We start from the raw sequence: 19994 nt of genomic DNA on the forward strand, positions 1-19994 counted from the left end.
TTTCTGCAAAGTTAAGACATAAAAAAACTCCCTGAAAAGGGAGTTTTCTTTTTATAATTTCAGCTTTAATTAAGCCGCGTTTTGCTTCTTGATAAGGTTAAGCGCAGAACCATGCTTATACCACTCGATCTGAGGAGCATTGTAAGTATGATTAGCCTTAATGGTATCCCTGCTACCATCTGCATGAACGATCTCGATTGTTAATGGCGTATCTGGAGCAAAGTTCTCAAGATCTACAAAGTTGAAAGTATCATCTTCCTGGATTAGATCATAATCGCTTTCATTCGCGAAAGTAAGACCTAACATCCCTTGTTTCTTAAGATTCGTTTCGTGAATACGAGCGAAAGACTTCACCAATACAACCTTTACACCTAAATGTCTTGGTTCCATTGCTGCGTGCTCTCTGGAAGAACCTTCACCATAGTTATGATCTCCCACAACTACTGTTGGAATTCCTTCTTTCTTGTATTCTCTCTGAACTGCCGGTACACCATCGTACTCACCTGTAAGTTGATTCTTAACAAAATTTGATTTTTTATTGTAAGCATTAATAGCTCCAATCAAACAGTTATTAGAAATATTATCAAGGTGACCTCTGTAACGTAACCATGGTCCTGCCATAGAAATATGGTCTGTTGTACATTTACCCCAGGCTTTGATCAAAAGCTTAGCTCCGGTAAGATTCTTACCATCCCATGGCTCAAAAGGAGTTAATAACTGAAGTCTTTCAGAATCTTCGGCTACTTTTACCTCAACACTGCTTCCATCTTCTTTTGGAGCAACATATCCTGCATCTTCTACTGCAAATCCTTTAGTTGGCAATTCAATCCCTTGTGGTTCGTCCAACATTACTTCTTCACCATCCTCGTTCATAAGCTTATCACGAGTTGGATCAAAATCAAGACGTCCTGAAATTGCAATTGCTGCAACCATTTCCGGAGAACCTACGAATGCATGTGTATTCGGGTTACCATCGGCACGCTTAGAGAAGTTTCGGTTAAAAGAGTGAACGATAGTGTTCTTTTCTTCACCTTTTCTATCTGAACGATCCCACTGACCAATACATGGTCCACAGGCATTCGTAAAGATCGTTGCATCAAGATCTTCAAAGATCTGAAGCAATCCGTCTCTTTCAGCAGTAAATCTAATTTGTTCAGATCCCGGGTTGATACCGAAATCAGATTTTGCTTTTACTTTTTTATCTACGGCTTGTTTAGCGATAGAAGCTGCTCTGGTAAGATCTTCATAAGAAGAGTTCGTACATGAACCTATAAGACCCCAATCTACATTAATTGGCCAGTCATGCTCCTTAGCTTTTGCTCCCATTTCAGAAATTGGAGTAGCAAGATCTGGAGTGAACGGTCCATTTAGGTGAGGCTTCAATTCATCTAAATTGATCTCGATCAATTCATCAAAATATTGCTCTGGATTTGCATAAACCTCATCATCACCAGTTAAGTGCTCACGTACTTCATTTGCTGCATCGGCAACATCTGCACGATTTGTAGCTCTTAAATAACGCTCCATAGAGTCGTCATAACCAAAAGTTGAAGTAGTTGCACCAACTTCAGCCCCCATATTACAGATAGTTCCTTTACCTGTACATGAAAGATTACGTGCACCTTCACCAAAATATTCGATTATAGCGCCTGTCCCACCTTTTACAGTTAGGATACCGGCTACTTTAAGAATTACATCCTTAGAAGAAGTCCAACCAGAAAGTTTTCCGGTTAATTTAACTCCAATAAGTTTCGGGAATTTAAGCTCCCATGGCATCCCTGCCATCACATCAACAGCATCTGCTCCACCAACACCAATCGCTACCATTCCTAATCCACCAGCGTTCACTGTGTGAGAATCGGTACCAATCATCATTCCACCTGGGAAAGCGTAGTTTTCAAGAACAACCTGGTGAATAATACCTGCACCCGGCTTCCAGAATCCAATTCCATATTTATTTGATACTGATTCCAGAAAATCAAAAACCTCACTACTACTCTTGTTAGCTGACTGTAAATCTATCGCCGCTCCCATTTTCGCCTGGATAAGGTGGTCACAGTGTACCGTAGTTGGAACTGCTACCTGCTTCTTCCCAGCCTGCATAAATTGCAACAATGCCATTTGTGCCGTCGCATCCTGACAGGCAATTCTATCTGGTGAAAATTCAACATAATCCTTCCCTCTGGTGTAAGCTTCGTTGGCCTTACCATCCCATAAGTGAGAATAAAGGATCTTTTCTGAAAGTGTCAAAGGTTTACCTACAACTTCACGTGCTGTATTCACACGTTCAGCCATTTGGCTATACACCTTCTTAATCATATCAATATCGTATGCCATATTCTGTTTAATTTATGTTCTAAAAAAGTCTTGCAAAAATAGGGATTTTCAAGGGATTTTGAAAATTAGAAGCGATAGTCAGAATTTAGTATAAATAATTTCTGAAATTATAATTTTAACCGCTAAAAATTCAATAAAAACCAATATTTTGATGATAAATTGAGAATTTATCAAAATTGAAGCAGATAATGGAGGAGATTAGCTTTTTAGACTGATTATGAATTAGCTAAAGAAATTATAAAATTTAGAAGAGTTTACGAATAATCTCCTCTTCGGTAATGCCTTCAGCCTCTGCTTTATAGTTCTTAATGATCCTGTGTCGAAGAATTCCGAAGGCAACGGCCTGAACATCTTCAATATCGGGAGAAAACTTACCGTTTACGGCGGCATGAGTTTTAGCCGCCATAATTAGATTCTGTGATGCTCTTGGACCAGCACCCCAATCTACATAATTCTTGATAAGATCTGGCGCTCCATTTAAAGGCCTGGTCTTTCCTACCAATCTAACGGCATATTCTACAACATTATCAGGCACAGGGATTCTTCTAATCACGTGCTGAATTTCAGATATCTCCTGAGCAGAAAATAAGGCATTTACCTGCTTCGGTTCATCTGAAGTAGTAGATTTTACCACATCAACTTCTTCCTGAAAACTTGGATAATCCAGATTGATCGCAAACATAAAACGGTCTAATTGCGCTTCAGGAAGCGGATAGGTTCCCTCCTGCTCTATCGGGTTTTGAGTTGCCAGTACGAAGTAAGGCAGATCTAATTTATAGTGATGTCCTGCGACCGTTACCGCTCTTTCCTGCATAGCCTCTAAAAGAGCTGCTTGAGTTTTAGGAGGAGTCCTGTTAATTTCGTCGGCCAAAAGTATATTGGTGAAAATTGGCCCTTTTATAAATTTGAACTTTCTGTTCTCATCAAGGATCTCAGACCCAAGAATGTCACTAGGCATGAGATCTGGAGTAAACTGGATACGTTTAAAATCCAATCCAAGCGCCTGGGCAATGGTATTAACCATTAGTGTTTTTGCCAAACCCGGAACTCCAATTAATAATGAGTGACCACCGGAAAAAATAGAGATCAGGATCTGGTTCACCACCTCATCCTGACCTACGATCACTTTCGAGATCTCTTTTTTAAGATCCCTGTGTTTATCTACTAATTTTTCTACCAGTGCAACGTCAGACATATATCAATTTAATTTTTCACCCAGTCACCATTAAAATCACATTCACGGTATTTTCCGTTCACTTTAATATAGGTGTCGTTGATCTTTTCTTTTTGCCACTCATCAATAGCTTCAAGTTGCTTATCTCTTAGTGCAAGCTCTTTGATCTTAAGATAATCTGTAGCATAATCAGCTTCGTGCTCTTCAATCTTCTTAGTCACTTTCATGATCTTAAACTGAGGTCTTCCAGTCCTGTCTTTTTGAGTCTGTACCAAAGATACTTCACCTTCTTCCAGACTTTCCACCTGCTTGAATAGTTCAGGATCGATTTTAGTTAATTCGAATCTTGTATCACCTGTTCTCGGGTTGATCAATTTACCACCGTCATTCTTAGTTTCCTCCTCATCGGAAGCAGCCTTAGCAGCTTCAGCAAAATCAAGTTTCCCTGAAACGATTTTACTTCTGATGGTATCGATTTCCTTTTTAGCTTCTTCTACGGAAGCATTGGTAACGTCAGGTATAAGAATAATGTGTCTTAATTCAACCGTCTGACCTCTAATTTTATCTACCTGAATGATATGATACCCAAATTCTGTTTCAAAAGGATCACTAATTTCGCCCTCCTGAAGACTGAAAGCCACATCTTTAAATTCCTTTACGAATGCATCCTTTCTAGATAACGTTATTCTACCTCCATCTGATGCGTTACCTGGATCCTGAGAGTAGAGAACGGCTTTGGTTGCAAAACTTGCCCCGTTCTCCTCAATATCAGCTTTGAATTCATTTAACCTATCAATAACCTTTTGCTTTTCAGATTCAGGAATTTCAGGCTCAATCACGATCTGAGAAAGCTCTACCTCTGTTCCAAACATTGGCTTCTCTTCCATTCCAACATAATATTGTCTAACTTCTTCCGGAGTTACTTCGATCTCTTCAATGATCTTTTGACGCATTCTTTGAGCCAACTGTCTTTGCTTTGTTAACTGAAAGATCTCATCTCTCAATTCAGCTTCACTTTCTTTTTTATAGAACTCAAGCACTTTTTCCATAGAACCTGCCTGTTGAGAAAGCCCCTGGATTTGCTGATCTACGATGCCGTTGATCTGGGAATCTGGAATAATGATACTATCCTGGATCGCATGGTGAGCATATAATTTATCTTCCATTAAAGAACCTGCAAGCTGGCAATCGGTAACATCTGCAGTGGTCATTCCCTGGCTCTGCATATCTTTATACATAAGATCTACATCACTGTCCAGGATGATATATTCACCAATTACCGCGGCAATGCCATCTACTTTCATTCTCTGGGAACCTTGCTTGGTCACCGTTTCCTTTTTCAACTCGGCATCTGGCTGAATGGAAGTACTGTCTGTTACGATCACTTCCTGTGCTCCGGCGTACGTGGACATTAAAATACATCCTGCAGCTAAAACAGATTTAATTGTAGATTTCAAATTCATTATTCTTAATTGCATCTTTTGTAATATCTTTTTCTAATTCCTTAATTAACGCTTGCTTTCGCTTGTTCAGCAAAATCTCGCGAATGGTTGCCGAAGCGTATTCAAGAGGAGCCTGCTCATTTCGGCTTAGAACGTCATTTACGTATACAAGATACACATTTAGTGAATCCTGCAATTCCATAAAATTTGATTTCTTAAGCAAGCTTGACCTATCGTCCGCAGAAAGCGGGCCAATTTTATTATAAACCGATTTGGTCTTCACCCAAACTGAATCATTCAATGAATAATTTTTAAACTGAAGCGCCATATCAATAAGTTCCTGTTGATCCTTTTCATTGAACCTTCTGAATTTCGTTTCAAGCTCATCCAAATTATTGCTGTTCTTAGCCAGGTTGATATAGCGCAACTTTACAAGATCTTCGTTTAGAATAAAATTTTCCTTGTTCTGCTCGTAATATTCTTCCACTTCAGATTTGTTCAAAGAAGTATCCAGATCCCTGGAAACTACCGCTTCGGTATAAGCATTTGTATATAGCTCATTCCTGTAATTATCTACCAACCCGTTAAAATCGTTTTGCTGCGCTTCAGGTAAATTCAATTCAGCGCGGTCTATCAAAAGTTGCTGAGTAGCCCAGCGGGTAATATAACTTGAAACAATGATAGAACTATCTTCGGGCGAAGTGTCTTCATTGATCAAGGCAGCAATATCCTCTTCATAAAGGTATGAATCATTAACCCTTACAATAACCTTACGATCATCAGATTGTTCAAAGTAACCACAACCTGTTACCAGTAGCGCTAAAAGACCAAAAACAATTCCAGGAAAATATTTCTTCAAAATCAATTTTTTTAGCATCTCTCCATTTGAATGCCGGAAGAGCCTAGTTCAACTTCTAAAGTCTTCATTCGCGCAAAAATAAGAATTAGTTAAGGTTCTGCAAGCTAAAGCCATAACGAAAAACGGCATTTTAAATTATAAATTTTTCAAATATTTAATTCTATCCTATCTTTAGTAAGCATCAAACCAGTTACTTATGAAATATCAGCAGGAAATCACTATTAAAAGGCCACGAAAAGAGGTTATTGCCAAGTTTTCTAATCCCGATAATATAGAACACTGGCAGCGAGGTTTTATTTTTATGAAACCGATCAATGGTGAACTTGGAGCCGAAGGATCTCAGAATCTCTTGAAATTTAAAATCGGAAAAAGAGAAATTGAAATGACCGAAACGATCATAAAAAATAATCTCCCAAATGAATTCAGCGCTACTTATGAAGCTAAGGGTGTATATAATTATCAGGTCAACAGGTTTAGCAACACCCTGGAAAATGATACTTTATGGATCACAGAAAATGAATTTCGTTTTAGCGGATTTATGAAATTGTTTGGCTGGTTCATGCCTGGCGCCTTTAAGAAACAATCATGGAAATACATGGAAGATTTCAAGGCTTTTGTGGAAGATGAAAAGAGCGTTAAGAACGAATAATTCCATTTTTAAATTAAAATCTAGTTATATTTTACTCAGGCTGTTATATTTGCGAAAAAATAAGACAAAATGAAACGAATATTTTTAGGAATTTTATTACTATTTATCGCATTTACATCAAATGCACAAACCAAGATCGGGACCATCGACGCCGAGTATATTCTTTCCCAGATGCCACAGAACACGGAAGTGACTAAGAACCTGGAGGCATATAATACCGAACTTCAAGGCGACCTTAAAGAGAATATCCAGGAGTATGAAACACTGGTAAAAGATTACCAGGAAACTAATGAAGGTCTTGAAGAAGAAACAAGAAAAGAAAAAGAAGCCAAGATCATCGAACTTGAAAACGACATAAAAGGTTTCCGCCAGAAAGCTTCAGTAATGATGCAGATGAAGCGAAATGAACTTACAGGTCCTTTATACGAAAAGATCGATGAGGCAATGAAAACTGTGATCGCTGAAGAAGGATTTACTCAGATCTTTCACGCAGGAGCTACCGGATTGGCTTTTTCAAGAGCTGAAGATGATATTACTTTAAGAGTAATGGACAAATTAGGAATTGAACCTAAAGAACCAAAGCCAGCTGCAGAGAATACAGTTGAAAACTAAGTTCTACCAGAAACTATAAAAAAAGCCCTGAAAATTCAGGGCTTTTTTTTTATTTATAAATATCAATTTATCTACTGTAGTTAGGAGATTCCTTGGTGATTGTAACATCATGTGGGTGACTTTCATGTACACCTGCAGCGGTGATTCTCACAAATTTCCCGGTCTCTTTTAGCGTTTCAACATCTTTGGCTCCGCAATAACCCATCCCGGCTTTAAGCCCTCCAATGAATTGATGAATACTTTCTTCCAGATCTCCTTTATAAGGCACACGACCAACGATACCTTCCGGAACTAGTTTTTTGATATCATCTTCTACATCCTGAAAATACCTGTCTTTTGAACCTTTTTCCATGGCTTCAACAGAACCCATCCCTCGATAAGATTTGAATTTTCTTCCTTCGTAAATGATGGTTTCACCCGGAGATTCTTTAGTTCCTGCAAGCAGAGATCCTAACATTACACAGTCTGCTCCAGCAGCTATAGCTTTCGGAATATCCCCTGTATATCTAATTCCACCATCTGCAATTACCGGTACACCAGAACCTTTAATGGCTGCTGCAACTTCCAGCACTGCTGAGAATTGAGGGAATCCAACTCCGGCAACTACACGCGTAGTACAAATAGAACCAGGTCCTATTCCTACCTTAACCGCATCAGCTCCAGCTTCAACAAGATATTTAGCGGCATCTCCAGTTGCTATATTCCCTACTACCACCTCTAAATCAGGGAATTTTTTCTTTACTTCTTTTAAAACATGCACCACTCCTTTGGTATGTCCATGCGCTGTATCAATAATTATTGCATCTACACCGGCATTTACTAAAGCTTCAGCACGATCTACCGCATCTCCGGTAACACCAACTGCAGCTGCCACTCTTAATCTACCATAACCATCCTTGTTGGCCATTGGCTTCTGAGTAAGTTTAGTAATATCCCTAAAAGTGATCAATCCAACCAGTTTATCGTTATCATTAACTACCGGGAGTTTTTCGATCTTATTTTCTTGAAGTATATCCTCAGCATCATCAAGGGAAGTTCCTTCCGCTACAGTCACAAGATTTTCTGAAGTCATCACTTCAGCGATAGGACGATTTAGATTTTTCTCGAACCTAAGATCCCTGTTCGTTACAATTCCTAATAATTTCCCTGCCTCATCAACAATTGGAATTCCACCAATGCTGTGCTCTTTCATAGATTCTTTAGCATCGCGCACTCTCGCAGAAATTGGTAAGGTTACAGGATCTATGATCATCCCGCTCTCAGCACGCTTTACTTTTCTAACTTTCAAGGCTTGCTGTTCTATACTCATATTCTTATGAAGAACACCAATTCCTCCTTCACGCGCCATGGCAATAGCCATACGAGATTCGGTTACTGTATCCATCGCTGCGGAAACGATAGGAACATTTATTGAAATATTTCGGGTAAATTTTGTCTGTATACTTACTTCTCTAGGGAGAACTTCAGAATATGCCGGTACTAAAAGTACATCGTCATAAGTTAATCCGTCGCCTAGAATCTTTGAGTCGTGTGCTGTCATTGCAATTAAGGATTTAATTGCATGCAAATGTAAGGCTAATATGTGAGAAAACGAGGCAATTATGTGTTAAGAGAAGATGAACAAAAAATGCCAAAGCGAATATTATAAATTCCTCTCTCTCCAAAAGGCACTTATAGAAATAGAAGCCTGATATTTAATAATTTATATTGTTTCTTAAATCCTTCGGTCGTAAATTTAATTGAATCTATAAATTGACATTATGAGTATTAGATTAGGAAACAGCTGTGTGAATTGCGACCGATTCAAAAATGATTTCTGCACTAAGCATGAAACCAACGTAGGCTACCAGCATACCTGCGACAGCTTTAAAATGAAAGCTGCTATTAAAAATGAGCCGAACTGCCTGAATTGCAGCAGATATCATTCTCCAACCTGTGCGAATCCGCAAAAGGCGGCACCAGGAATGTTGTGCAATCATTGGGCTCCGCAGGCTTCGGCTTAGATCTATAATTTAACCTGTAAGGTAGTATACCAGGTTATTGGCTGTGCCGGAATGATCCCTGGACCGGGATAACCTGTTGCTCTTCTAGTAAAATATGAATTATCAAGCAAGTTATTGATTCCCGCTTCCAGCCTGAATTTTCCAAGACTGTAAGATGCTGAAAAATCTAATATTCCATAAGCCGGAACAGCTCCTTCTATTCCGCGGTTATTTTCATTTTTCAATTGAGGCGCATTCGTAGCATCGGTATACTGCTTACTTAAATAAGTATACTGCAATCCTGCGAGGAAGTTCTTGTAACCAAAATTCAGGCCTGTCTTAAGATTCACCGCTGGGATAAACTCGACTTCTTTGCCTTTAACATTTACTTCTTCAGAATTAATATATTCTGATTTTGTGAAAGCTGTGTTCACAAAAAAGTTTAGTTTATGATCTTGTGCTGAAGGAAAAAAGGTATTTCTCAAATTCCATTCAGCAAATGTTTCTAGACCATAAATTAAAGCATCACCAATATTACTTCTAAATCGAACAAGCCTACCGGTTTTTTCTAATTCACCTGCAGCATTTACACGCTCTTCATCCCTCAAAGTTTCTCCAATTCTGTCATTATACCTCAAGGCAAAAATACTGGCATCATAGGATAGAAAATCTTTTAATCGTCCTCTCACTCCAAAATCTGAAGTAAAACCTTCCTCATCATTAATATCTGGATCTACCTGAAAACTTGGATTCACCACCCGGATATCATTGAAAGTTACCGATCGGTAATTCTGCGAAAAGTTCGCGTATAATTCGTTCGAGGCATTCAGATTATAACTGCTTCCTACTCCAAGTAAAAGAAAGCTCCTTTCAAACTTCTGATCATCCTGAATGGTCTCATTCAATAAAGTATTCTGAGCATTATCTTTGATGATATTTTTGTAATACCCGTCAGCTTCGGTAATGATATATTCAAATCTGAATCCCGGCGTCACAGAAAAATTATTGGTGATATTAAAAATGTTTTCACCAAAGAAGGCAAGATTTCGGTTAGGAAAATTAAATTTAGATTGCCTCTCGTAATTTTCAAATTGATCTCCTGCAAAACTAAAATCGGGACCTGCAGCTGCACTACCTACACCCTGCTCCTGCTGATTAGATGCTTTGTAATATTTACTTCCTAGCAGCAAAACAGATTCCTCATTAAATAAATTATATCGCGTTAGAAATCTGGCTTCAGTTCCCCAATTTGAAAAATCATCAACCAGTAATTCTCTTGGCTCTTCAGGATCATCTAGCAAAGCAACTCTATTCTGCCTGAAGCCTAATGCTTTCCTGGATGCATTTAAACCGAAAACATTCAGACTGAAATCTGTTTTGTCTGAGAACTTATGTTCAAATTTTAAGGCATATAAATTCCAGTTCACATCAAACCAGTTCCTGGCGCGATTACTAAATTCAGGATCTTCGTAAAATTGGCTATCAGTTAAACCGCCCGGCTGCTGCGCTAAATAATCCAGATAGGTATATTCAAAACTGATATTGGTCCTGTCACTGAATTGCCAGCCTAGATGAGCAAAAGCATTATGCGAGTCGTATTCTGAATTTGGCCTGAATCCTTTTCCGCCTTTATAATTGTAATACGTGTAGTAGCTGAATTTACCAACCGTCCCACTTAAACTATTAAAACTCGTGAACAAATCGTAAGATCCTAGAGTCTGCCTTGAAACCAATTCAATTTCTTTATCCTTTACCGGCTCTTTAAATCTGAAATTAATAAGTCCCCCAAACTGAGTTCCATATTGCAAAGAAGCTGCACCACGAACTACCTGAATTTCTCTAAGTGCTTCCGGCGGCGGCGTGTAATAGCTTTCAGGATATCCCAGAACATCTGCTGAAATATCATAACCATTTTGCCTGGTATTGAAATTCTGTGTTCTGTTGGGGTCAAGTCCGCGACCACCAATATTTAATTGCAATCCTGCATCTCCATTATCGTAAATATTAAGGCCTACCACCTGACTATAGATCTGCCTGGCATTATTAGCCGCAAGATTTCCGGAAACTTTATCCAGCAGTACTACTTCACTTTTTTTACCGGCGTAGATTGCAGTTCCCTCAACCTTTCGCAATTTTCTCAAAGCGAATAATTGCTCACGCTGATTGGTGATCATCACTTCGTTCAAGCTTTCAGCAAGAGGAGATAATTTAAAGTTTGAAGTTGTATTTTGCTGAATGGAGATCTCTCTTTCAACGATCTCGAATTCATAACTGAAAACCGCAAAAACATAAGAGCCTTCTTTCAAATTTTCAACTTCATAATATCCATTTTCATCTGCAATGGTAAGTTTCCCGGTAGTTTTATTCCATACCTCAGCATTAGCAACAGGCTCACCAGTTTCAGTAGAAGTAATATTACCACTCAATGAGTATTGAGCATTCATATAAAGAGAGAAAAAGAAAAATATACTAAAGACCTTTAATTTCATCTTCGAAGGGTAAAATAAATGTTTTGTGTTCAAAAGAGTCCGCGAAATTAAGCAAATTAACTTCGGGGTTAATGTAAGGAGCACTTTTTCTGCCATTTAAGCCTACATAACTATCTACATAGATCTCTATATTCTCATGACCATCTTTCCTAAAATGTTCAGCTAGAAAATGTGCGTATTCCAGAATAAAGTCAGGTTGAAAAGACATTTGTTTTTCCTGAAAAGGAGTAAGAAAATCTGAATTATCTACATAAAAACGTTTTCCGGTTTCAGCATCTACCACTTTAAATTCGGCATAACCTGCTTTTTCCATAAGCATTACTCTCCAGGAAAACCGAAAACCCTCTTCGGTCCAGAAAAGTTCTCCAGGATAGAATAAATATCTCCATGGAAATAATAACTGAATAACGAAAAATACTACAACCACGCTGGTCACGAATTTTCTTTCCGCTGGTTTTCGGAACAATAACCTGTTATTATCAAATCTCGATTTAGTTATTTTAAGAATGGAAGATAATTTACTGAGTATCTTATGATGAACAGCCGGACTAAAAAATATGAGTGCACTCACGATCATGATATAAGGAAACATCCCGATTGGAAATAAAACCCTTGTCATTACATGAAATACAATAACTGCAAGAAATGCAACCAGACGTGTTCTTTTATACAAGAGAAAGAATGGAATTAAAAGATCATACAACATTCCACTCCAGCTAAATGCATAATGCAGCCAATCCTGCTGCATAAGATCACCTAATAATGGGAGATCATATTTTGATGGTAGCCAGATCTTTAAAGGCATTGCTTTCAACAACCAGTCTGAATTCAGTTTTGCCAGCCCAGCATAGAAATAAACAATTCCAAGGAGAAGTTTGATGGAATCTATGCACCAGCGTGGTATCTTTTGAAAAGCTTTTTGTGGGTCCTTCCAGGCGTCCAGGGAAAAATAAGCATTCGCAGGAAGAAAGATCAATAGAAAGCTTAGAATACTTATAAAGTAATAGTGGTTAAGGTACGTGGTCTTATCCATCAATTCTATATAAGTAAAGCTTAGAAAAAAAGTAATAATAGCAATACGATACTTATAGCCTGCAGCGACAAAAAGTGCCGCAACACCACATATTATAAAAAGCAAATAGGTGAAATCGCCAAGCGGTTTCACCCATTCAAATCCGTAATAACTAAAATGAAAATCTGGAGCTATATATAGTTTTTCGATCCAGCCGTTCATCCAGAAGCGGACGATACTGGCAAACATCATAATTCCAAAACAGATCCTAAAAACAGCTAAAGGTGCCGCCTCGGTATAAGAATTAAGATATTTTGAGATCGAAAAATTCATTCAACACAGACTAATCACCGTCTGAATCTACATAATCAACACTTATAGAAAGTGCCTGAAGCATATCAAGTTTTAATAATACCACCTCTTTTTGAAGTTCATCGTGTGCTTCTAGCATTAGTGTATTATTTGTTTCAACCTGATCTCTAAGACTTGCGTCAAGGTTTGTTGATACAGAACTTATAGCATCAAATTGTGCTAAAATATCATTTGCAAGATCTCCTCTATCCAGAGCTTCAAGATATGCCTTATAGCTTTTTCCCGAATTTGTATTTCCAAAATGCGCACCTGTAAAAAAGTCTTCGCTGCTTCTCAAGGCCTGAAGGTATAATTCTTTAGAAAGATCTTCTGCATAATATGCTTCAACATTGATTGGAGAAGGAGTTCCTGTGATAGCACCTGAAGGAAAACCTATTTTCCCGGAACGTAGAAATTTCTCAAAATACATCACATATTTATTTGAAAGACGATCTACAGAACCATTGCTTGAGGAACCTGTATTCTCAACAAATGTATTTCTATAATCTCCTTTCCATGAAGCGGTAACTTCCGCAGTTAGTGAATTGATTCGTTCTGCTACATCCAGGAGGTAAGCTTTATAATCTTCAGCATTTTCTCCTGAAGCATATTTAGCTAAATTCTCTTCTTTAGATGAACCCAAACCATACAGCAGGTAATCCATAGCTGGAAATCCCTGTTCATCATAACTTGATGGAAGTGCGAGGTCATAAGTTCCTGAAGCGATTTTAGAATCTACCGCATCTGCATCTAAAGGATACGTGTTAAGAAAACTTCTAAAATTCAATTGTTCAGCCTGCCCTATATCAAACATAGAAACTGTCTGGAATGCCACATAGGTAGATCTAAACTGTGCTTTTAGGGATGTCATTTCAGAATCCCCTGGATTCTGCACGAAAGCCTGCGTAAGCTCTTCAAGTTTCTGAGTTTCAGAATTGAAGTTTTCATATGAAGGCAGAATGATATTGTCTGCCCAGTTAACTAACATTGCTCCACGATCAAAATTCTCTTCAGAATTACCTCCACCGGTAGTTCCACTTCCATCCTCTTCAGTTGAACAGGCTGCCAAAACAAGGCAGGCTATAATTAAAATTCTTGTAATCTTCATATTGTAAAATTTTAAAAACCGGAGATGAAATTGAATTCATTCTCCGGCTAATTATTTTTATTCTGCTGCTTCTTCTCTAGAAAATTCAAATCTGCTATCGATCTCGCCTGAAATTGAATATAAAGTTAAGGGAGAAACATCCCAAAATCCCTGGCCAGCTAATAACTGCTCTTCGATTCTTGCCTGATCTTCAGCTAGCAAATAAGGTTCGTTTATTACAGGATTATTGGTAAATCTAAGACTATACACAAATCCGTAAGCCTCAGATAATTCATGAAAAGCTTTACCATAATTACCTGCTTCAATAGCATCCTTCCCACCCATTAAATAATGAACGGCTCTTACCGCGATAACTGTTGAAAGATTTTCACGAATAATAGCAACTTGCTCATCTCTCTCAACATAATCACCAGCAACTATCGCCGCTCTACCTGCCTTAAAAGCCTGGAAAGTTTCTTCAGCAATACCGGTGAAGTCTTCATCTTCATCTACCTGTCCAAGGTAACTGAATAATAGATGATCATCACTTTCATTTAATACTGAGTTAGGATCAGCCGTTGGGATAGATGGATCACCATAAAGATAGCCATACGCTTCATCCCATTTATGTTCCATAGTAGTATAAGACTTTCCTTCTTCAGTGATCCCTGCATCGTTATTAGCTCGGTTATCACCTTCATCAAGAACTGCCTGAGAAAGATAATTATTAGCGATCTGGTCAAGTAATAGAGCTCCGATCAATCCTTTTGCAAAGGCCTGGTTGTATTCCAGTCCTTTTTCATTTACATATCTTACTCTTTCTCCATCGGCAATCTGACCTGCAATACCTGCTTCTGCCAACTGGTCTTTATTTTCTTTAACCGTAGTCATTTGCCCGATAATAAATGATTCAAAATCATTTTTAATCTCGGCACTTTCAACGGTATTAGTAGAGAAATAAAGTGAAGAGGCCGCAACTTTAGACTTTACACTTTTAGAAGATTCATTTAAACTTGCATTGACAAATGGAGAGTTCTCATTGGCAAACATATTAAGTAGAAGTTCTTCAGAGGCGTTGTCAAAGTCATTGAAGTTCGAAAGAATTTCCGCTGTCATTTGAAGTCTGGTAGTTTGACCGTTATAGTCAACTGTAGACATACCGTCTCTTTCAAAATTATATGTTTCAGGAATTTCATTATTGTTTTCTCCCTCCGGACCTAGTGAATCATCTGATGAACAGGAAACCAAAGTTAGACCTGCGATTACTGCTGAAAATAACAGCTTCTTCATATTGCTTTATTTAGACTGGTTTAAAATAATATTCGGCGGCAAATATAAAAACCCGTTCTCGCTACCACAAGTTTATTTAGATTAATTTTAAATAAACTTTTTTAATAGCGAGTATTAAAACAATAAATTCTATTAATGATAGGCGTTGAAGATCTTTGAAGCTTCATTATATGAAGATTCAAAACTGGTCATTTTAATATTCGTATCGGCCTTGGAAGCGTTAAAATAGGAAAGCATTTTTTCTGAAGGCATATTACCTGTTAGCTCGTCTTTTGCCATAGGGCAACCGCCAAATCCCTGGATGGCGCCATCAAATCTATAACAACCTGCTTTGTAGGCAGCATCCACTTTTTCATGCCATTTAGAAGGCGTAGTATGAAGGTGTGCTCCAAATTCGATATTCGGATATTTGGGAATCAGGTTTGAAAATAAATAATCTATGATTTCTGGTGTGGATGTTCCAACGGTATCAGACAATGAAAGGATCTTTACTCCCATGGCTGAAAGTTTTTCGGTCCACTCCCCTACAATTTCTACATTCCATGGATCTCCGTAAGGATTACCAAATCCCATACTTAAATATGCAACTACTTCTTTCCCTGAAGCATCTGCTATATTCAGAATCTCCTGTAAAACTTCAACAGATTCGGCAATGGTCTTATGAGTATTACGCATCTGGAAGTTCTCTGAGATCGAAAATGGATAACCCAGGTAATCTATCTGCTCATGTTTCGAAGCATCTAAAGCCCCGCGAGTATTTGCAACAATGGCGAGAAGCTTACTTGAAGTTTTTGAAAGGTCAAGTTTTGAAAGCACTTCAGCAGTATCCTTCATTTGAGGAATAGCCTTTGGAGAAACAAAACTCCCAAAATCTATAGTATCAAATCCGCAACGTAGTAGAGATTGAATATACTGTACTTTTTTTTCCGTTGGAATAAATTCCCGGATTCCCTGCATCGCATCCCTGGGACATTCAATAAGCTTCACTTTACCCATACGCCCAAAGATAGCATTTTAGTGAAAATTGAAAAAGAATATAGTTTTATTGATAATATTAAATTTCAACAGGCAATTTCATAAAATTGACTATCGAATCCTTAACCGATTACAGCAGAATCAGAATCGCGATAAGAATAAAAATCACCACTTGCATCCATTTTAAAAAGACACCAGATTTTGGATGAGACTTTATATAAACAGAGATTTTATCTGCCAATACTGCAACTCCGCTAAAAATGATCAATGCCTGAAGCATGAAAAATGCGCCAAGAATATAGAATTGCATCAGTATATTTCCTGAAGGCTCCCAAAGAAATCCCGGAAAAAAAGCCAGAAAGAAGATTCCAACTTTTGGATTCAGCACATTCATTATAAAACCCTGTTTGAATAAACTGAACATGCTTTTATTCTGAATACCTTCCGAAGAAAAAGCAATTTCAGGATCGCTTTTATAAACCTGGTAGGCGAGGTACAAAAGGTATAATGCACCCAGGATCTTTATAAAAAGAAAAATGTTTTCAGACTGTTGGATAATGGCTGAAACTCCAAAAGCTACAAGACTCGTATGAATCAAAATTCCGCTAACCAGGCCTAGCGCCGTAATAATTCCCTGTTTATAACCGTATGCCATCGACCTTACCAGAACATACACTATATCTGGCCCTGGTGAAAATGAAAGCAGGATTGAAGCGGTTAAAAATGGAATGATCTGGTCCAGCATATTAAAGACCTTTCTCTAATATTTTTTTATTGATGGCTTTTATCAAGGCCGGACCTTCATATATAAAACCAGTATAAAGCTGAACAAGACTTGCACCGGCTTCCAGTTTTTCGATCGCGTCTTCAGCAGTATGAATTCCTCCAACACCAATAATAGGAAATGCTTTCCCACTCTTTTCTGACAGGAACCTAATAACCTCTGTTGACCTTTTAGTAAGCGGCTTTCCGCTAAGTCCGCCCATTTCATTTTTGTTTTTAGACTTTAAACCTTCCCTGCTAATAGTAGTATTTGTGGCAATAACACCGGCGATCTTCGTTTCCTGAACGATCTCGATGATATCCATTAATTGATCGTCAGTAAGATCTGGAGCAATTTTTAATAATATCGGTTTAGGATCTGGTTTCTGTTCATTCTTCTTCTGAAGTGTATTCAAAAGATCCTTTAATGGTTCTTTATCCTGAAGTTCCCGAAGGTTTGGAGTATTGGGTGAACTTACATTTACCACGAAATAATTTACGTGATCAAATAAAGCCTCGAAACTGATCAGGTAATCATCTTTCGCTTTTTCATTTGGCGTCACTTTATTCTTCCCAATGTTTCCGCCTATAAGTACATTCGTATTTTTCTTTAATCGCTCTACCATCTCCTCTACTCCATGGTTATTAAAACCCATTCTATTGATGATGGCAGAATCTTCCTTTAACCTGAATAATCGCTTTTTGTCATTTCCGGGTTGAGGCTTTGGCGTAACTGTTCCAACCTCAATAAAACCGAAACCGAGAGAAGATAATTCATTATACAATTTCGCATCCTTGTCAAAACCTGCAGCAAGTCCTACAGGATTCTTAAATTTCAGCCCGAAAACCTCTCGCTCTAATCTTGGATCTTCTACTTGAAATTTTGATCTCAGGTAGGAAGTCGCACCCGGTATCTTACAAAACTTTCTTAAAAAATTAAAAGTAAAATAATGAATCTCTTCAGGATCAAATTTGAAGAGCGTAGGTCTAATAAGCGATTTATACATTGTTGTGAGGTTTCTGCAAAAATAGAATGAATATGGAAAAAACTATATGAAAACTTAAAAGGTTTTGAAGCAGCATTGTATATATGTATTTTTGGCTCAAACCTAACCCCATGACCAATAAACAACATATAATTGATAGGTTCATCAGTTATGTAAAGATCGATACACAAAGTGACCCGAATAGCAGCTCCACCCCAAGTACAGAGAAGCAATGGGATCTTGCCAGGAAATTAGTAGAAGAACTTAAGGAAATAGGCCTTCAGGATGTAAGCATAGATGAGAATGCATACGTAATGGCCACACTACCAGCGAATGTGCCTCACCAGGTTCCCGTTATAGGATTCGTTTCACATTTTGATACCACCCCAGATTTTTCAGGCACTAACGTTAATCCGCAGATCATTGAAAACTATGATGGTAAAGATATCGTGCTGAATTCTGAAAAAGATATCATTCTCTCTCCCGATTATTTTGAAGATCTTCAGCAATATAAAGGTCAGACGATTATTACTACCGATGGTACGACTCTTTTAGGAGCAGATGATAAGGCAGGAATCACTGAGATCATGACAGCTATGGAATACCTGGTTGACAATCCGGAAATTCCTCATGGAAAGATCAGGATCTGTTTTACTCCAGATGAAGAAATAGGCCGTGGTGCTCACAAGTTTGATGTTGCAAAATTTGGAGCTGAATGGGCTTATACTATGGATGGTAGCCAGATAGGTGAACTGGAGTACGAAAACTTTAATGCAGCCAGTGCGGTTGTAAAAGTCTTCGGAAAAAGTGTTCATCCGGGTTATGCAAAAGACAAGATGATCAACAGCATGTATATCGCCCAGGATTTTATTAATTCTCTACCCAGAATGGAAACTCCGGAGCATACTGAAGATAGACAGGGATTCTTTCACTTAAGCAGTATTAAAGGTGAAGTTGAGGAAACTGTTTTGGAATATATAATTCGTGATCATGATAAAACTCACTTTGAGGCCAGGAAGCAGATGATGGAAGATCTTGCGAATGATATTTGTTCTCAATTTGAAAGAGATTGTATTAGCATAGAAATCAAAGATCAGTATTCCAACATGCGCGAAAAGGTAGAGCCGGTATTGCATATCGTAGACCTTGCTGAAAAAGCCATGGAAGAGGTTAATGTTAAACCGATCATTAAACCAATTAGAGGTGGAACCGATGGAGCGCAATTAAGTTTCATGGGACTTCCCTGCCCTAATATTTTTGCCGGCGGACATAATTTTCATGGAAAATATGAATATGTTCCAGTAGAAAGTATGCAGAAAGCTGCCGAAGTTATCGTTAAATTAGCAGAACTAACCGCTAAGAAATACGAATAGTTAAAATTAAGATCATGGCTGTAAAAAATGCTGAAGAATATATTTCCTGCCATACTCACTGGGAGGAAGAGTTAAGACAGCTCCATGAAATGATCCTCACCACAGATCTAAAATCTGAAATTAAATGGGGCGCACCTGTTTATACGCTTAACGGTAAAAACGTTTTGGGAATAGGCGCCTTTAAAAATCATTTCGGAATCTGGTTTTTCAATGGAGCTCTATTAAAAGAAAATACTTCATTGCTTGTAAATGCGCAGGAAGGAAAAACCAAAGCTCTAAGGCAGATACGTTTTGAAAAAGGTGATGAGATCAAAACCTCAACGCTTCTTCCATATATTAAAGAGGCGATTCAAAATCAAAGAGAGGATAAGGAATTAAAACCAGTGATAAAGAAAAAACTTGTCATCCCCTCTGAACTTGCCCAGGCTTTAAAAAATGATCCAAAACTGGATAAAAGTTTCAATACCCTTACACCAGGAAAACAGAGGGAATATGCCGATCATATTTTAGAAGCTAAGCGTGAAGCAACGAAACTTAGCAGGATAGAAAAGATCACGCCCATGATTAAAAGAGGCGAAGGATTGCATGATAAGTATAAGAATTGTTAGAAATAA

Annotated in this window: 17 protein-coding genes; 5 read left to right on the forward strand and 12 right to left on the reverse strand. The window is 38.1% G+C overall.

What is annotated here, in order from left to right; genetic code table 11:
• Window positions 1-69 precede the first annotated feature (69 nt).
• From RE431_RS09885 to RE431_RS09900, 4 genes are all read right to left on the reverse strand, one after another.
• Window positions 70-2337 (reverse strand): aconitate hydratase, encoded by a 2268-nt coding sequence (locus tag RE431_RS09885; RefSeq protein WP_309561813.1) that lies wholly within the window; start codon window positions 2335-2337, stop codon window positions 70-72.
• 244 nt (window positions 2338-2581) lie between these two features.
• Window positions 2582-3532, reverse strand: a complete 951-nt coding sequence (locus tag RE431_RS09890) for an AAA family ATPase (RefSeq protein ID WP_309561814.1) — start codon at window positions 3530-3532, stop codon at window positions 2582-2584.
• 8 nt (window positions 3533-3540) lie between these two features.
• On the reverse strand, window positions 3541-4989 hold the full coding sequence (locus tag RE431_RS09895) for a peptidylprolyl isomerase (protein WP_408914512.1): 1449 nt from the start codon (window positions 4987-4989) through the stop codon (window positions 3541-3543).
• Entirely contained in the window at window positions 4952-5812 is an 861-nt protein-coding gene (locus RE431_RS09900) for a peptidyl-prolyl cis-trans isomerase (RefSeq protein ID WP_309561816.1), read from the reverse strand. The genes RE431_RS09895 and RE431_RS09900 overlap by 38 nt, the downstream gene beginning before the upstream one ends.
• A gap of 196 nt (window positions 5813-6008) precedes the next feature.
• On the opposite strand from RE431_RS09900, the gene RE431_RS09905 reads away from it, so the two are divergent.
• Window positions 6009-6461 carry an SRPBCC family protein gene (locus tag RE431_RS09905; protein ID WP_309561817.1) on the forward strand — a complete coding sequence of 151 codons (453 nt, stop codon included), beginning with the start codon at window positions 6009-6011 and terminating at the stop codon, window positions 6459-6461.
• 69 nt (window positions 6462-6530) lie between these two features.
• The gene (locus RE431_RS09910) at window positions 6531-7073 is read left to right on the forward strand and encodes an OmpH/Skp family outer membrane protein (protein ID WP_309561818.1); all 543 of its coding nucleotides are present in this window, start codon (window positions 6531-6533) and stop codon (window positions 7071-7073) included.
• Window positions 7074-7140: 67 nt separating this feature from the next.
• Here RE431_RS09910 and guaB read toward each other — a convergent pair whose 3' ends face one another.
• Entirely contained in the window at window positions 7141-8613 is a 1473-nt protein-coding gene (guaB, locus tag RE431_RS09915) for an IMP dehydrogenase (protein ID WP_309561819.1), read from the reverse strand.
• 220 nt (window positions 8614-8833) lie between these two features.
• Here guaB and RE431_RS09920 point away from each other — a divergent pair, with 220 nt between their 5' ends.
• Entirely contained in the window at window positions 8834-9076 is a 243-nt protein-coding gene (locus tag RE431_RS09920) for a hypothetical protein (RefSeq protein ID WP_309561820.1), read from the forward strand.
• Between the two features lie 2 nt (window positions 9077-9078).
• Here RE431_RS09920 and RE431_RS09925 read toward each other — a convergent pair whose 3' ends face one another.
• The 7 genes from RE431_RS09925 to RE431_RS09955 all read right to left on the reverse strand — a co-directional run bounded on the left by RE431_RS09925 (window position 9079) and on the right by RE431_RS09955 (window position 18028).
• Complete coding sequence (locus RE431_RS09925; protein ID WP_309561821.1) at window positions 9079-11544, reverse strand: TonB-dependent receptor; 2466 nt, start codon at window positions 11542-11544, stop codon at window positions 9079-9081.
• On the reverse strand, window positions 11525-12889 hold the full coding sequence (locus RE431_RS09930) for an HTTM domain-containing protein (protein WP_309561822.1): 1365 nt from the start codon (window positions 12887-12889) through the stop codon (window positions 11525-11527). Before RE431_RS09930 ends, RE431_RS09925 begins: the two co-directional genes overlap by 20 nt.
• A 10-nt stretch (window positions 12890-12899) precedes the next feature.
• A complete protein-coding gene (locus RE431_RS09935) occupies window positions 12900-14015 on the reverse strand; it encodes an imelysin family protein (RefSeq protein WP_309561823.1) in 1116 nt (371 codons plus the stop codon).
• A gap of 57 nt (window positions 14016-14072) precedes the next feature.
• Window positions 14073-15284: a DUF4856 domain-containing protein gene (locus RE431_RS09940; RefSeq protein ID WP_309561824.1), complete on the reverse strand. Its 1212-nt coding sequence runs from the start codon at window positions 15282-15284 to the stop codon at window positions 14073-14075.
• A gap of 132 nt (window positions 15285-15416) precedes the next feature.
• A complete protein-coding gene (locus RE431_RS09945; protein ID WP_309561825.1) occupies window positions 15417-16280 on the reverse strand; it encodes a hydroxymethylglutaryl-CoA lyase in 864 nt (287 codons plus the stop codon).
• Between the two features lie 109 nt (window positions 16281-16389).
• Window positions 16390-17004, reverse strand: coding sequence for a LysE family translocator (locus tag RE431_RS09950; RefSeq protein ID WP_309561826.1), 615 nt, complete (start codon window positions 17002-17004; stop codon window positions 16390-16392).
• A gap of 1 nt (window position 17005) precedes the next feature.
• On the reverse strand, window positions 17006-18028 hold the full coding sequence (locus tag RE431_RS09955; protein ID WP_309561827.1) for a quinone-dependent dihydroorotate dehydrogenase: 1023 nt from the start codon (window positions 18026-18028) through the stop codon (window positions 17006-17008).
• Between the two features lie 110 nt (window positions 18029-18138).
• Between RE431_RS09955 and pepT the strand changes: the two genes are divergently transcribed.
• A complete protein-coding gene (gene pepT / locus RE431_RS09960) occupies window positions 18139-19380 on the forward strand; it encodes a peptidase T (RefSeq protein WP_309561828.1) in 1242 nt (413 codons plus the stop codon).
• A 14-nt stretch (window positions 19381-19394) separates the two neighbouring features.
• A complete protein-coding gene (locus RE431_RS09965; RefSeq protein ID WP_309561829.1) occupies window positions 19395-19988 on the forward strand; it encodes a YdeI/OmpD-associated family protein in 594 nt (197 codons plus the stop codon).
• The last annotated feature ends 6 nt before the right edge of the window (window positions 19989-19994 follow it).

Source organism: Christiangramia sediminicola, assembly GCF_031344135.1.
GTDB lineage: Bacteria > Bacteroidota > Bacteroidia > Flavobacteriales > Flavobacteriaceae > Christiangramia > Christiangramia sediminicola.

Coding starts and splice junctions, on each gene's coding strand:
- RE431_RS09965 (WP_309561829.1), top strand. CDS start 19,395: ATGGCTGTAAAAAATGCTGAAGAATATATTTCCTGCCATACTCACTGG.
- RE431_RS09955 (WP_309561827.1), bottom strand. CDS start 18,028: ATGTATAAATCGCTTATTAGACCTACGCTCTTCAAATTTGATCCTGAA.
- RE431_RS09885 (WP_309561813.1), bottom strand. CDS start 2,337: ATGGCATACGATATTGATATGATTAAGAAGGTGTATAGCCAAATGGCT.
- RE431_RS09935 (WP_309561823.1), bottom strand. CDS start 14,015: ATGAAGATTACAAGAATTTTAATTATAGCCTGCCTTGTTTTGGCAGCC.
- RE431_RS09950 (WP_309561826.1), bottom strand. CDS start 17,004: ATGCTGGACCAGATCATTCCATTTTTAACCGCTTCAATCCTGCTTTCA.
- RE431_RS09925 (WP_309561821.1), bottom strand. CDS start 11,544: ATGAAATTAAAGGTCTTTAGTATATTTTTCTTTTTCTCTCTTTATATG.
- RE431_RS09905 (WP_309561817.1), top strand. CDS start 6,009: ATGAAATATCAGCAGGAAATCACTATTAAAAGGCCACGAAAAGAGGTT.
- RE431_RS09895 (WP_408914512.1), bottom strand. CDS start 4,989: ATGCAATTAAGAATAATGAATTTGAAATCTACAATTAAATCTGTTTTA.
- RE431_RS09890 (WP_309561814.1), bottom strand. CDS start 3,532: ATGTCTGACGTTGCACTGGTAGAAAAATTAGTAGATAAACACAGGGAT.
- RE431_RS09930 (WP_309561822.1), bottom strand. CDS start 12,889: ATGAATTTTTCGATCTCAAAATATCTTAATTCTTATACCGAGGCGGCA.
- RE431_RS09945 (WP_309561825.1), bottom strand. CDS start 16,280: ATGGGTAAAGTGAAGCTTATTGAATGTCCCAGGGATGCGATGCAGGGA.
- guaB (WP_309561819.1), bottom strand. CDS start 8,613: ATGACAGCACACGACTCAAAGATTCTAGGCGACGGATTAACTTATGAC.
- pepT (WP_309561828.1), top strand. CDS start 18,139: ATGACCAATAAACAACATATAATTGATAGGTTCATCAGTTATGTAAAG.
- RE431_RS09940 (WP_309561824.1), bottom strand. CDS start 15,284: ATGAAGAAGCTGTTATTTTCAGCAGTAATCGCAGGTCTAACTTTGGTT.
- RE431_RS09910 (WP_309561818.1), top strand. CDS start 6,531: ATGAAACGAATATTTTTAGGAATTTTATTACTATTTATCGCATTTACA.
- RE431_RS09920 (WP_309561820.1), top strand. CDS start 8,834: ATGAGTATTAGATTAGGAAACAGCTGTGTGAATTGCGACCGATTCAAA.